General features: G+C 35.1%; 10 protein-coding genes and 1 tRNA gene. 5 read left to right on the top strand and 6 right to left on the bottom strand.

From position 1 onward, the window contains the following. Nucleotides 1-196: 196 nt before the first annotated feature. A complete protein-coding gene (folD, locus tag Bra60_RS00555) occupies nt 197-1096 on the top strand; it encodes a bifunctional methylenetetrahydrofolate dehydrogenase/methenyltetrahydrofolate cyclohydrolase FolD (protein ID WP_078688280.1) in 900 nt (299 codons plus the stop codon). Between the two features lie 535 nt (nt 1097-1631). On the opposite strand, the gene pgl is transcribed toward folD, so the two are convergent. From pgl to Bra60_RS00530, 5 genes are all read right to left on the bottom strand, one after another. Then, a complete protein-coding gene (pgl, locus tag Bra60_RS00550) occupies nt 1632-2354 on the bottom strand; it encodes a 6-phosphogluconolactonase (RefSeq protein WP_078673547.1) in 723 nt (240 codons plus the stop codon). A gap of 607 nt (nt 2355-2961) precedes the next feature. Further along, the gene (locus tag Bra60_RS00545; RefSeq protein ID WP_078688279.1) at nt 2962-4245 is read right to left on the bottom strand and encodes an NAD(P)/FAD-dependent oxidoreductase; all 1284 of its coding nucleotides are present in this window, start codon (nt 4243-4245) and stop codon (nt 2962-2964) included. 11 nt (nt 4246-4256) lie between these two features. Then, nucleotides 4257-5660, bottom strand: a complete 1404-nt coding sequence (locus tag Bra60_RS00540) for a glutamine synthetase family protein (protein WP_078688278.1) — start codon at nt 5658-5660, stop codon at nt 4257-4259. A gap of 202 nt (nt 5661-5862) precedes the next feature. Further along, nucleotides 5863-5939: transfer RNA gene (locus Bra60_RS00535), tRNA-His, on the bottom strand. A 102-nt stretch (nt 5940-6041) separates the two neighbouring features. Further along, entirely contained in the window at nt 6042-7130 is a 1089-nt protein-coding gene (locus tag Bra60_RS00530; protein ID WP_078688277.1) for a quinone-dependent dihydroorotate dehydrogenase, read from the bottom strand. Between the two features lie 431 nt (nt 7131-7561). On the opposite strand from Bra60_RS00530, the gene mscL reads away from it, so the two are divergent. After that, nucleotides 7562-7975, top strand: a complete 414-nt coding sequence (gene mscL / locus Bra60_RS00525) for a large conductance mechanosensitive channel protein MscL (RefSeq protein ID WP_035005692.1) — start codon at nt 7562-7564, stop codon at nt 7973-7975. Nucleotides 7976-8412: 437 nt separating this feature from the next. Here the strand turns inward: mscL and Bra60_RS00520 are convergent, their stop codons facing one another. Further along, nucleotides 8413-10989, bottom strand: coding sequence for a DNA translocase FtsK (locus Bra60_RS00520; RefSeq protein ID WP_078697982.1), 2577 nt, complete (start codon nt 10987-10989; stop codon nt 8413-8415). 269 nt (nt 10990-11258) lie between these two features. Here Bra60_RS00520 and Bra60_RS00515 point away from each other — a divergent pair, with 269 nt between their 5' ends. The 3 genes from Bra60_RS00515 (at nt 11259) to rpoH (ending at nt 14802) form a co-directional block, all read left to right on the top strand. Then, nucleotides 11259-12689, top strand: a complete 1431-nt coding sequence (locus Bra60_RS00515; protein WP_078688275.1) for an aldehyde dehydrogenase family protein — start codon at nt 11259-11261, stop codon at nt 12687-12689. Between the two features lie 37 nt (nt 12690-12726). Continuing rightward, nucleotides 12727-13728 (top strand): RluA family pseudouridine synthase, encoded by a 1002-nt coding sequence (locus tag Bra60_RS00510; RefSeq protein WP_194284817.1) that lies wholly within the window; start codon nt 12727-12729, stop codon nt 13726-13728. 156 nt (nt 13729-13884) lie between these two features. Further along, nucleotides 13885-14802 (top strand): RNA polymerase sigma factor RpoH, encoded by a 918-nt coding sequence (gene rpoH / locus Bra60_RS00505; RefSeq protein ID WP_078688273.1) that lies wholly within the window; start codon nt 13885-13887, stop codon nt 14800-14802. Nucleotides 14803-14864: the final 62 nt, after the last annotated feature.

Here is a 14864-nt window from a genome sequence, read left to right as displayed (position 1 = left end):
AATCTTATTGGAACAGGGATATTATTATCTTTTCATCAAACAATTCATTTTAAATACCTTCATCATGTTAAAAAAACACATAAGAACCGTTGAGCCGCTTTTTTTATTCCAACTTAAACATTGCTATAAAACTCTATTTTATAATCAGTAAATGCTTTATACAAAACCAAATAGCCTTACCGAAAGGATCCCTCTTATGGATAATATTATTGACGGCAAAAAACTTGCCGAAGACATTCTTGTCAAAGTTAAAAATGAGACAGAAAAACTCTACAATAATTATAAAATACAACCTGGTATCGCTGTTATTATTGTAGGAGACGACCCCGCAAGCCAAATTTATGTTTCATCAAAAAGTAAAAAGGCTGAAGAATGCGGCTTTCTTTCAGTCAAACATGTGATGCCCAAAGAAACAAAAGAAAAAGAGCTTCTTCAGCTTATCGAAACATTAAATTCTGATCCTAAAATCCATGGCATTTTGGTGCAACTGCCTCTCCCTACTCACATCAATACAAACAATATAACACAAACTATCGCTGTCGAGAAAGATGTTGATGGTTTCCACTATATAAATATAGGAAAACTTGCAGCAAACATCTTCGAAGACACAATCGTTCCTTGCACACCAGCTGGGATCTTGATGATGATTCAACAAAAATGTGGCAAAGATTTATCCGGTCTTGATGCCGTCATCGTCGGACGATCTAATATTGTTGGCAAACCCATGGCGGCCCTCTTAACAGCCGTCAATGCCACAGTAACAATTGCGCATAGTCGTACCCGTGATCTTGATGAAGTGTGCCGTAGTGCTGATATTTTAGTAGTAGCTGTTGGTCGTCCAAGGTTGATTAAAAAGGAATGGGTTAAAAAAGGAGCAGTTATTATCGATGTTGGTATTAATCGAATTGAAACATCAGAAAAAAATACAATGAAACCCCATATTGTTGGCGATGTTGATTTTGAAGAAGTTAGGAAAATAGCCACTGCCATAACTCCTGTGCCAGGAGGTGTTGGCCCTATGACCATTGCCATGCTTATGGTCAATACACTTAAGGCTGCCGCCCGAGCCCATAAATTACCTGTACCAGAATTCTAAAAATTTTACGCACCTTTATTACATGAATAATAAATTTTATATTTTAATAATGCTATAATAGAAAATATTTTTGAGCCGCACAGCGTACTGATATTCATATATAATGCACGTATATTTATGCTATATCTATTATTAAAAGATCTTACGATATGATTATTCCGACGTTCAATTACCTGATTACCTGCAATGATTAAATAATCCTATAAACATCACAGAAAATCGCATTACCGCTCTCCATCAACACAACAGAAATATCATCAAAAGTGTTTAATGCTATAAGAGATGGATTGTTGTTGGATACTTTGAATATATAATCATCTGCAGCGCAATCATTTCCACCAATAATACATTGAGAGAAGTTTTCTTTGCATCTCAAGCTAAAGAAGATTTTAGCGCCAGCATAAAATGCTAACAAACACCTTACTTAACCATAGAAATTGTTTTTGAAAAAATATCTCTATTTCTTATTAACTTGCATATTTAATTGTCAGAAAAAGCATTTCATTTTTACGATATTTTCATTATTTTTTACTTCTTATATTTCATCTTCGGCAGGTGAGCAGTAGACTTGAATCAGGTGACGGGCATGCTGCAAAACTGCTCGGATAGGCATTTCCATTTCAGATCCATTTTGACAAGCTTCTTCGAAACAAGCATATTTTTGAGCCCCTTCAAAATGAAGAGCAATAAAACGAGATTGAATTATAACCGGCAAAGTCAATGTCAATCTTGGTTCAATAGCACTCCTAGCATAAATAGGTAAAACAAGTGCTTGTGATTGGAGATCAAGGGCTTGCTCTAAACGATCACTATCTGGAAAAAAAGAAGCAGTATGTCCATCAATACCCATTCCTAAAACAGTAACATCAAACGGCATAGGCAAAGTGTTCACACGATTAGCCGCTGAAAAAGCCGCAAGCTCAGCAGTCACTGCTTTATGATAAAGTCCTACGAAACGTGCTTTAGCAGCAAAATTTTGTAACAAATAACGCCGTACACAATACTCATTTGAACGCTCATCGCTAACAGGGACAAAGCGTTCATCAACCAAAGTTATAATAACATTTTGCCAATCAATATCAACTTTCGACAAATAATGAAAAAACAGCTCTGGTGTTTTTCCACCAGAAACAGCTAAAATTGCTTGTTTACGCTCAAGAATAGAGATGCTAAGCTCTGCTGCAACCCTATCCGTTAACGCCAATGCTAAAGCAGAAGGTGTTTCAAAATTTAAACGGTTGATATTCATTTCATACATTATTATCATCCCAAATAAGTTATTCTACACGCACCTATCACGTTCATTCAAAATAGTTAAAATAAATATCCTCTCAATGAACGAGAATTTGCTCATGCATAGAAGGGCTGATTGTCTTTCATTCTTTAAGAATTGGGTCAATCCAACATCCAATAACTTCATCACAATGCACAAAAAATGTTTTATTTTGCATATAACCTCAATCAATAAGCGTTCACAAACGCTAGAAATTATTCTCAGAAAACGCATCTGAAAATTCAGATTTCATGATATATAATAAAACTACAGATTTATTGAAACTGAATCCTTCATTATCAAATTATAGATAACTATTTAACCGATTAGAATTTTTTTACATGCATATGAAAAGTATTATGAAAAATAAGTTATAAAATCACAGAAAATTTAGACATATTCTTATCTATCTATAAATAAAAATTGTCTTCGTTTATAAAAAATTATTCATCATAATCTTACGAACTATAATGTTTCTCTATCACTTACCTCTTTTCATAAACCATATAAATATAGTCTTACAAAAACCATACTACAAAGCAGATAGACACGAAATAAATCATTAACTTTCTTCATTTCAAATCATGACTAATTAAAAACGATCCATCAACGAAAACCAATTCATAGCTAAAAATATAAGTGGATAACGCAAAAATTTTCCACCTGGAAAAGAAGAAATTTTTAAATCTTGAAAATATGCAAAACGCTCATGCTTTCCAGACAACCATTCAGCATATAATTTCCCTATAAAGGGGGCCAGCATAACCCCATGTCCTGAATATCCTCCACAATAAGTAAAACCTGGCATAATTTGGCGAACATAAGGCATACGTTCAACTGTAATAGCTACTGTCCCCCCCCAACAATGAGTTAAATTTATAGACCGTAATTGAGGATAAATTTCAATAATTTGCCGATATATACGCTCATTTAAGTTAGCCGGATACCGATGATCATAACTTTCTACTCCCCCAAATAATAAGCGATTATCAATACTTTTGCGAAAATAACGAACCATGAAACGAGAATCATCTACAGCTTCACCGTTTGAAAGAATTGAACTATGTTTTGGTAATGGCTCTGTCGCTCCAATATATGAGCGAATAGAAACAATATTCTTCTCAACAAAATGTTGGAGCCCAAGTTTATAGGCATTGGTTGCTAATAAAACATTCTCAGCCGTAATGTTCGCCAACTCTGTTCTTACTACATACTGATTTCTCTTTCGTTCTATCCCTGTTACTTGGGTTTTTTCATAAAGTTTAGCACCAGCCTCTTTTGCTTTTTTTGCCAACCAAACAACAAATTTTAAAGGATTGATATGACCGGTTTCTGCATCATAGAGACCACCATGATAAAAAGATGAGCCAAGTCGCTCAGCGGTTTCATTTTTATTCATAAAAGTAAGGTTAGAATAACCATAACGCTGTAATGTCTCAACATGCTGCTGATAAGTTATAATTTCACGTTTTTTATGGATAACTGAAAGCTGCCCTATCATAAAATCAATTTTACAATCAGGCCTACTACACCAAGAAAAAATATCTTTTTTAGCTTCTTCAGCTAAATCAAACAGTGCTTTACTTCTTTCAAAACCGTATTTTTTCTCTAACGTTTCTACCCATTGTCGTTGCCCTGTTCCCAATTGCCCCCCATTCCTTCCAGAAGCTCCATCGCCAAAACGTGAAGCCTCACATAAAATAACACTAACTCCATTTTTAGCTAAGTGATAAGCAGCTGAAAGCCCGGTAAAACCACCTCCAATAATAACCACATCACACTGTGCTTGTTCGTCAACGAATGGATACGAAGGACGTTCTTTTAAAGTATCTTCATACCAAGAATGTCCAGGAGAAACGGGATTATAATCACTCATAATAGAAATACTTAAACATTCAGCAGAAGATATTCACGCTCCCATGGACTAATAACTTCCATAAAAATTTCAAATTCTTGTCGTTTAATAGCAGCGTAAGTGCTCACAAATGTATCTCCCAAAATAGCACGCAATTCTTTATCTTGTTCAAATAAATTAACAGCTTCAATAAGACCACGCGGTAATTCGATATTATCAGCATTTACAGTTTTTATTGTTGGGTTATCCGGCTCAATTTTTTGTTGCAAACCAATGAGGCCACAAGCCAAAGAAGCTGCAAGTGCCAAATAAGGATTAGCATCTGATGAAGGAATTCTATTCTCAACACGCCGTCCTTGTGGAACAGAACTTGGCACACGAAAAGCTGTTGTACGATTATCATATCCCCATCGCAAATTCACCGGTGCTGAGATTCCAGGCATGAGCCGCCGATAAGAATTAACATAAGGAGCAAGCATAACAAGAGCTCCTGCCATATGCCTTTGTAATCCACCAATAAAGTAGCGAAAATATACACTTTCTCCACCATCCTCTTTTGTAAAAAGATTCGCACCTGTCTCTTGATTGATCACAGATTGATGAATATGCATAGCAGATCCTGGCTGCCCCTGGATAGGCTTTGCCATAAATGTTGCATACATATTATGTTTAAGTGCTGCTTCACGGATAGTTCGTTTAAACATAAAAACTTGGTCAGCTAATTCAATAGGATCACCATGACGTAAATTAATTTCGAATTGACCAGCCCCTTCTTCATGAATAAGTGTATCAATTTCTAATCCTTGTGCTTCTGAAAAATGATAAATATCATCAATCACTTCATCAAATTCATTCACACCAGCAATTGAATATCCTTGCCCTCCCCCAATTGCACGCCCAGAGCGACCAACTGGAAATACCAAAGGATAATCAGGATCGGGATTCTTTTGTACAAAATAAAATTCAATTTCTGGTGCAACAACTGGCTTTAAACCCATCCGAGTATAAAAATCAATCACTGTTCTCAAAACATTACGCGGTGTATACTCAACAGCCTGTCCATTTTGATAGATAAGATCACAAATCACTTGTGCTGTAGGAGCCTCTTCCCATGGAACAATGGTCAATGTAGAAAGATCAGGCTCAAGGCGTAAATCACCGTCTGCTTTTGGATACTCAAAACCATTGCTATCTTCTGGATAGTTTCCTGAAATTGTTGACATAAAAACAGACGAAGGTAATGCTAATGATGTATCCGATGTGAACTTTTTAGAAAGCATCATCTTGCCACGTGCTACCCCTGCTTGATCGGGTGTAATACACTCGATATCCTCTACGTTGCGAAATGCAAGCCATTGTGAAACTTGCTTCCAATCCTTTACACCACGTAAATTTTCAAGAAAATCAGAAATAGACTTACAATTTTCATTCTTCATTTGTTTACTTTTTCACAGTCATAACACACCAATTCAAAAAAAACTCAGCTCTCTTTGTTATAACATCATTTTATATAATCAATATTATGCAAAAATTGCATCAGCTTAATTTTTATTTAAAGAACATAATAACGCTTATCAAGGAAAATACATCTAACGGTTTTCTAAAATACCGTTTAATTTTACTAAACACAGTGAAAAATGGTACGGTTGGTGGGATTTGAACCTACGACCTCTGGTGCCACAAACCAGCGCTCTAACCAACTGAGCTACAACCGCATAAATACTTACTTTTTGTTTGTGTGACATACGGAAGATCAAAAGAGTTTGCAAGCCCCTTTAAACAAAACTTACATTTTTTATCAAAAAACAACAATTTTATTATAAAGAGAGTGCACATTTTGCCCAATTGTCAACATTATAATCGCGATAAGCTGTTATATTATCAACACCCTCTTGCTGCATCAACTTTAAAATTTCTTTCATAATGGTTACAGCAATATTTGGTCCTTCATAAATCATTCCACTATAAATTTGTATCAAATCTGCACCAGCTTTAACTTTTTCCAAAGCTGTTTGTGCATCCCTCACACCACCGACACCAATAATTGCAATATCTTTTCCTAATTTTTTACGCATTTTTGCAAGAACAACAGTAGAATGTTCAAATAATGGACGTCCTGATAGCCCACCTTCTTCATCAATCCACCTGCTATCTGTGAGTCTCCTACGCGAAAGAGTCGTGTTAGAAATAATTAAACCATCAAAATCAGAAGCACTTATTTCTTGAGCCACATCATCTAATTCCTTCTCCGTCAAATCAGGAGCAATTTTCAAAAAAATCGGAATAGAGAATCCATGTTTTTCCTTTTGTTCGCTACGCGCTTGCGAAATTGCTTGAATCAAAAAATGCAAGCTATCACGGATCTGCAAATTACGTAAACCTGGTGTATTAGGTGAAGAAACATTAAGCGCAAAATAATCAGCAACATCGTAAAAGCAAGCAATACCAGAAACATAATCGTCAATCCTATTTACTGTATCCTTATTCGCACCAATATTGACTCCTACAACACCAACGCGTTTCCGTGCACAAAGCTTACGATAAACAGTTTGGTATCCGTCATTATTAAAACCCATTCTATTAATAATAGCTTCATCTTCTATCAAGCGGAAAAGCCGTGGTTTTGGATTCCCAACCTGTGGTTTTGGTGTAACTGTACCAATTTCAGTAAAACCAAACCCTAAGCGTAAAATAGAATCTACAACTTCTGCATTTTTATCAAAGCCTGCAGCAAGGCCAATAAAATTTTCAAAAGTAAGTCCTAAAATATTGACACATAAACGCTTATCAAAAATCTTTTGACAACAATCCAGTCCACTTTTTAATCCAGAAATAGCTAAATGATGCGCACGCTCTGGATCTAACATAAATAAAGCGGAACGACCAATACAACGAAAGAAACCCATAAATCTGCCTTTATACAATAAAATCTATCTTTTGCATTTTATTGAAATTTTTGACATCAAAAACCACCAATAAAGACAAAATAGCATACAAATGATAAAATAAATCTCTATAGTACAAAAATGTACAATATAATTTAAGGGATTAACTTTACTCTTATAAATATTGAAAAAGTCAGATAAATCATCGAAGTGAACTTATACATCTAACATATTTTCATGATTTTTAATATAGGTATTTCACTATAAAATATCTTTAATATTAGCGTAAAATAAAACATTTAGTAGAGCATTTTCATTATCATAAGAATATTGTAAAATATTGTTGATATCTACACTATAATTGAGCAAGAAAATTAAAATTACTCTTTTCTTTTTTATTAAAAGCGATAGTTAAAATTGTTATACGTCGCAAATATAAATAGGAAAACACAATGCTTAAAGAATTCAAAGAATTTGCCTTAAAAGGAAATATGATTGATTTAGCTATCGGTGTCATTATAGGAGGCGCTTTTGGTGGTCTAGTTAATTCAATTGTTAATGATATTTTTATGCCAGTTATTGGTCTTATCACAGGTGGTATTGACTTCTCTAATATGTTTATTCAACTCGCGGGTGAAAAACAAGCAACCCTAAATGCTGCGAAAGAAGCAGGAGCAACCATTAGCTATGGAAATTTTATAACACTTCTTATCAATTTTCTGATTATTGCTTGGGTTCTTTTCCTTTTTGTCAAAGGTATCAATAAAATTCGCCGTCAACAAAAAGAAGCAGAAAATCCAACAGACATGTCTCTTGAAGAAAAACTTTTAACAGAAATCCGCGATTTATTAGCCAATAAAAAATAAGTTTACATATATAGCTCTTTAGTCATGGAACATAGAAAAATAATTCTGACCTTTGTTCCGTGATTAAGTTTTTAAAATAATAAGTTTGATTCCCAATCCCTTTTACACTATTTGGCACCTAATAAAATCGAAACTGGTTCCAATAAGCGCTTACACAATGCCTACTATCTATTTGATCATAAAGCTATATCGTTCGTACAATTTCTTATCGTCTCTATTGCAACTGTTATCTCTCATTACAATTTTGAAGTCTGTTTTTCCTCTATAAGAATAGATGGGTGACAATTTATTAAACTGAAATCTTCAAATAGTTCTTTTACTCTACCACTTTTTATTCAATCTTATGAAGATTTACCATAAAATATGAGCTTTTAAAAATGAATCATTTAGCTCTAATATAGATCTGATAGTTATAAGATATTAATATCGCTTTTAAATCACTTACTAAGCAAAATTTCACGTTTCCCTACATGATTAGCAGCCCCAATAATACCCTCCTCTTCCATTCGTTCTACAAGAGCAGCCGCTTTATTATAGCCAATTGAAAGACGACGCTGAATATAAGACGTTGAACATTTTTTATCACGCAATACAATTTTAACTGCTTGCACATAAAGCTCTTCACCATCTTCACTAGAATTTCCTGCTGCAACAATTTCAGAAACAGAATCAGCAACTTCAGAATCGTTATCATCCTCCTCACTATCTGTTACTGTTGCTAAATAATCAGGTTTCCCCTGCTTTTTAAGGTGTGCAACAACTGACTCTACTTCTTTATCAGAAACAAAAGGTCCATGTACACGCACAATACGGCCACCACCAGCCATGTGAAGCATATCTCCCTGCCCTAAAAGGGTTTCAGCACCTTGTTCACCTAAAATTGTACGACTATCAATTTTTGATGTAACTTGAAAAGAAATACGAGTAGGAAAATTTGCCTTAATTGTGCCTGTAATTACATCAACAGAAGGGCGCTGTGTAGCCATAATAAGATGAATACCAGCAGCCCGAGCCATTTGTGCTAAACGTTGAATAGCGCCTTCAATCTCTTTACCTGCTACCATCATGAGATCCGCCATTTCATCAACAATAACAACAATATAAGGCAACTGTGTCAAATCCATAGTTTCTTCATGATAAAGTATTTCTCCACTTTCCTTATCAAAGCCCGACTGTACAGTACACATAATTGTCTCACCTTTTTCCACAGCAAGCGCAACCCGTGCATTAAAACCATCAATATTACGTACACCCAATTTAGCCATTTTTCGGTAACGTTCTTCCATTTCACGAACCACCCATTTTAAAGCCGTTACAGCTTTTTTAGGATCAGTTACAACAGGTGTTAGAAGATGCGGAATACCATCATAAATAGATAATTCCAGCATTTTAGGATCAACCATAATCAAACGACACTGCTCTGGCGAAAGTCGATAAAGAATCGACAAAATCATTGTATTAATAGCAACTGACTTTCCTGATCCTGTCGTTCCAGCAACTAATAAATGAGGCATTTTTGCCAATTCTGCTGTTACAGGATCACCATTAATCCCTTTCCCTAAAGCGAGAGCTAATTTAAATTCGCTATCACCAAAAGTACTTGATTGAATTAGTTCGCGCAAATAAACAGTCTCACGAACTGCATTTGGCAACTCAATTCCAATAACATTCCGTCCAGGAATCACAGCAACACGAGCAGAAATAGCAGACATAGAACGAGCAATATCATCAGAAAGGCCAATAACACGTGATGATTTAACCCCAGCTGCTGGTTCAAATTCGTACATTGTTACCACTGGCCCTGGGCGAACATGAATAATTTCACCCTTAATGCCAAAATCTTCTAAAACACTTTCCAAAAGCCCTGCACTACGCTCCAATGTTTCTTGCGAAATAATTGCGCCATCCTTAAAAACAGGCTCTTGTAATAAATCAATTGGAGGAAATTCATAAGCACCGCAGTTTACAGAATGCAAACTTGGTACAAAAGCTGAATCACGACCACGAAATGGTACACCTGTCGTTTTCTGTCCGCTTTCTTTTTCTCTCATTGGAGAAGCATTCACTATATCCTCTCTTACTGTTATGCAATCAGTAACATGGGACAAGTTATTATGCGCTACAGCATCCGTTATATTGTTTGCTTCATAAATAGATTCTTCAACGACAGAAGAATCTTGGCTCTTTATAACTTCATTATCTTCGTCTTTCAAAGAAGATTCAACATGACACATTTGAATTTCTTGAACAACTTCACTTTCCGTATAATTCAAATCAAAAATTTTTTCAGAATCCTTGATCTCTCCTGTTGAAGCTTTTGATTCACCCATATTACAAAGCTGAGGATGATGAAATTCAAACACACGATAAAAAGCAGTAATTGATTCATCAATAACAGAATCAGTCTCCAATAAATCTTTATTATGAATAAAATTAACCAATGCTTCTTCTCTTGAAGTCTTCTGATTAATTTGTCCTAATATAAAAGGATCGCACTCAAAAAATGCATCATCAGACAAATAATCAGATAGATATAACGTATGATCTGTTTTTTGGGTTACGTTTTCTTCTTCTATCACAGATGAATGATGTACTCTATTTTCTTCAATTGGCGTAACCATAGTCTGTTGTATAAATTGTTTAAAAGCAGCTGAAGAATAAAGTGATGCTTTCTTTTCAGACAACGAAATATTTATTTCATTTTCTGTCAATTGAGATTCCATTTCCACCCTATCTAATTTCGTCATATCCGTAAATCTTTGCTGCTTTTTCCCCGTAAAACCTTTAAATTGTTTTGCAAAAATTGGATCTGTTTCTATACGACGACGCAAAATCTCTACTTCTGGTGTTCGGGTAAAACGTACGTTCTGCCCAAGAGAAAATGCTTTTTTCCACACCGCAGGATAAGAAAGCATTTCAACAACATTCGCTGATGAATCTTTTTTTGATACATCTTCTTCACTTTTATCAGCAGGACAAGACGTAGAAATAGATTTTGTTTTCAAATGACGCATGATAACCAACAAATTATAGAAATGAGAATAATTATTTTACAAAGAGAATAAGTAATTTTATATTATGAAGGTTAATAACCTTTTGCCAAACGTCAAATTTTTTAAAATTCGCAATAAAAGAAATTAATTAAAGAAAAATATAATTCACTGATATGGTAATGTGATACTGCTCTTATGCTTTAAACCTGTTCGCTTTTCATTGAAAAACCTCTTGTTACAAAAGCAAACTGTATTCTATAATTTACAGACAAAGAAATGGTAAATAGATTATGTTAAATAAGAGACAATTTTATATCAACGGTCTATGGGAAAATCCAAATACAAACAATGATCTTCATGTTATTAACCCATCAACAGAGGAAATCTGTGCTGTTATTAGTGTTGGGAATATCAAAGACGTAGATAAAGCAATTACAGCTGCCAAAAATGCTTTTCAAAATTGGAAAACAACTACACCAAAACAACGTCTTGCCTTTATTGAAAAAGTTTTAGAAATTTACGAAAAACGCTCTGAAAATATTGCAAAAACTATTTCAATGGAAATGGGTGCACCTATTGATATGGCGCGAAATTCTCAAACTGCTGCTGGTAGCTACCATATTCGCAATTTTATTAAAGCTTTCAAAGACTTTTCTTTTCAAAAAGTTTTAATAAAAGGCTGTAATCATGCAGTTTTGCAATATGACCCTATTGGTGTTGTCGGATTGATTACACCATGGAATTGGCCCATGAATCAAATAACTTTAAAAGTTACTCCTGCATTATTGGCTGGCTGTACTATGATCTTAAAGCCCTCTGAACTTGCTCCTCTTTCTGCAATGCTTTTCGCTGAAATTTTAGATGAAGCTGCTTTACCTGCTGGTGTTTTTAATTTAATCAACGGTGATGGAATCAATGTAGGCTCTTATTTATCTTCACATCCAGATTTAGAAATGATTAGTTTCACTGGCTCAACAAGAGCAGGAAAAGCTATTTCTAAAAATGCTAGTGATACCTTAAAACGGGTCTGCTTAGAACTAGGAGGGAAAGGGGCTAATCTTATTTTTGCTGATGCTTCTGATGATGCGATTCAACGTGGCGTAAACGACTGTTTTCATAATAGTGGGCAAAGCTGCAATGCACCAACACGTATGCTTGTGGAGCATTCGATCTATAATAAAGCTGTAACAATAGCACAACATATTGCTGCAAAAACAATAGTAGGACTAAGTTCTCAATCAGGAAATCATATTGGTCCCGTAGTATCAAAACAACAGTACGATAAAATTCAAGCGCTTATTCAATCTGGAATCGACGAAGGAGCAACTCTTGTTGCTGGTGGTACAGGTCTCCCTATAAATATGAAAAGAGGTTATTATGTACGGCCAACAGTCTTTGCTGATGTGAAACCGCACATGCGTATTTTCCGAGAAGAAATATTTGGTCCAGTTCTTTCAATTATTCCCTTTAATACAGAGGAAGAAGCTATAACCTTAGCCAATAATACAGAATATGGTCTCACCAATTATATACAATCACAAGACCGAAATAGATGTCAACGTATTGCTACACAACTACGTTCTGGTATGGTAGAAATTAACGGATACGATTTGCCTGATGGCAGTTATTTTGGGGGTGTAAAACAATCTGGACGTGCTCGTGAAGGTGGCCGTTGGGGAATTGAAGAATTTTTAGATACCAAAGCGATTTCATATTGGTAAAAAATCCCATAAAAAACCTCAAAAAGAGGATCATGTAGTGACACAACACATAACGAATGAAAACGCACGTGGACAACGAATTGATCAGTGGCTCGCTAAACAATATAAAGGTGAATTATCACGTTCACGTTTGCAAACTCTAATCCGCGAGGGTTATTTAAAAATTGATGGTCAATTAATAAAGGAACCAAAAACAAAATTAAAATCTAATCAAATCATTGAATTAACAATACCGACTCCTAATGAGGCACAACCTCAAGGTGAAGCTCTAGTTCTTGATATTTTGTTTGAAGATAATCACATTATTGTTATTAATAAACCAGCTGGTCTTGTTGTCCATCCTGGCAATGGTAATTGGACAGGAACTTTAGTAAACGGACTTATTTATCATTGTCGTGATAGTTTATCTGGTATCGGAGGTATTAAGCGTCCTGGTATTGTTCATCGTCTTGATAAAGACACAAGCGGTGTTATGGTTATCGCTAAAAACGACCTTGCCCATAGAAACCTTAATGCACAATTTGCTGATCATGGACGAACTAGCGCATTAGACCGACGTTATCATGCTGTCATTTGGGGTTCTCCTAATCGCAATATTGCGACAATTGATACGTTCCTTGCTCGTTCTTCTCGTGATCGAACAAAGCGCACTGTTGTTCATAGTGAATATGCTCATGCTCGCCGTGCTATTACGCATTTTTCTCTATTAGAGAAATACGGAACCTGTAATGATACAACATCTTTGGCTAGTCTTCTAGAATGTCGTCTAGAAACCGGGCGCACACACCAAATTCGCGTCCATATGTCTCATATTGGTCATCCCCTTATAGGAGACAAAGTATACGGAAACGCTTTTAAAACAAAATCAAATACTCTTGATCCTGAAATTAAAAATACAATCGATCAGTTTAATCGGCAAGCGCTCCATGCAACTAGTCTTACCTTTGAGCACCCAGCTAACAGTGAAATTATGTCTTTTTCCTCGCCATTTCCAAAAGATCTGGCTGACCTTCTCAACCATTTAAAAAAACTTAATTGAAACCTTTAATCATTACAAGATTTTATAATAAAATATCCAGTTTCGAATAAAATCAAGAATTATAATAGTGTAAATAAAGAAAGAAATGTGTTATATGTATAATGTTTGTAAATAAAATTCGCCTTTAAGGGAATTCATGCAAAAGGAGGGTGCTCTATGGCCCATATAAATTTACCATCATTTACAGCAAATGATAATGGTCTGAACCGTTATTTAGAAGAAATTCGCCGTTTTCCAGTACTTGAGCCACAAGAAGAATACATGTTAGCTAAGCGTTATCGTGAATATAATGACCCAAAAGCAGCGCATAAATTGGTAACCAGTCACTTACGTCTTGTAGCGAAAATTGCAATAGGATATCGAGGTTACGGTTTACCCATTGGAGAAGTTATTTCAGAAGGAAATATTGGACTTATGCAAGCTGTTAAGCGTTTCGAGCCAGAACGTGGTTTTCGGCTTGCAACTTATGCAATGTGGTGGATTAAAGCATCAATTCAAGAATATGTTCTGCGATCATGGAGTTTAGTGAAAATAGGAACGACTGCTAATCAAAAGCGTCTTTTTTTCAATCTTCGTAAATTAAAAAATAAACTTCAGATGCTTGATAACGGTGATCTCAATGCGCAACAAGTTAAAGAAATTGCAACACGATTAAAAGTTACAGAAGATGAAGTGGTATCAATGAACCGTAGACTTAATGGTGATGCTTCTCTTAATGCTCCTCTTCTTACAAATAAAGGTGAGAGTTATGAATGGCAAGACTGGTTAGTTGATGATTCAAATAACCAAGAACAAACTTTAATTGAGCAAAATGAATTAGAGAATCGTTATTCCATATTAATACACGCTATGGATAATCTTAATGAACGCGAGAAACGTATTTTTAAAGCTCGCCGTTTAAGAGATGATCCGCTAACGCTAGAAGAACTCTCAAATGAATTTAACATTAGCAGAGAACGCGTTAGACAGATTGAAGCGCGCGCATTTGAAAAAATACGAAATTTCATTAAAACCTCTGCTTTATTCCAGAAGAAAGCACGAAATCAGGTTGATTTGCATAAATTTGAAAAGTAAAAGAAACTTAGCATCATAACGTATATTCATACTACAAAATGATTTATTTAAAGTAGGTTGAG

The organism is Bartonella sp. Raccoon60, from assembly GCF_002022585.1.
GTDB lineage: Bacteria > Pseudomonadota > Alphaproteobacteria > Rhizobiales > Rhizobiaceae > Bartonella > Bartonella rochalimae.
The sequence above is the reverse complement of the archived record's forward strand: the minus strand, read 5'-3'. Positions and strand labels throughout refer to the sequence as shown.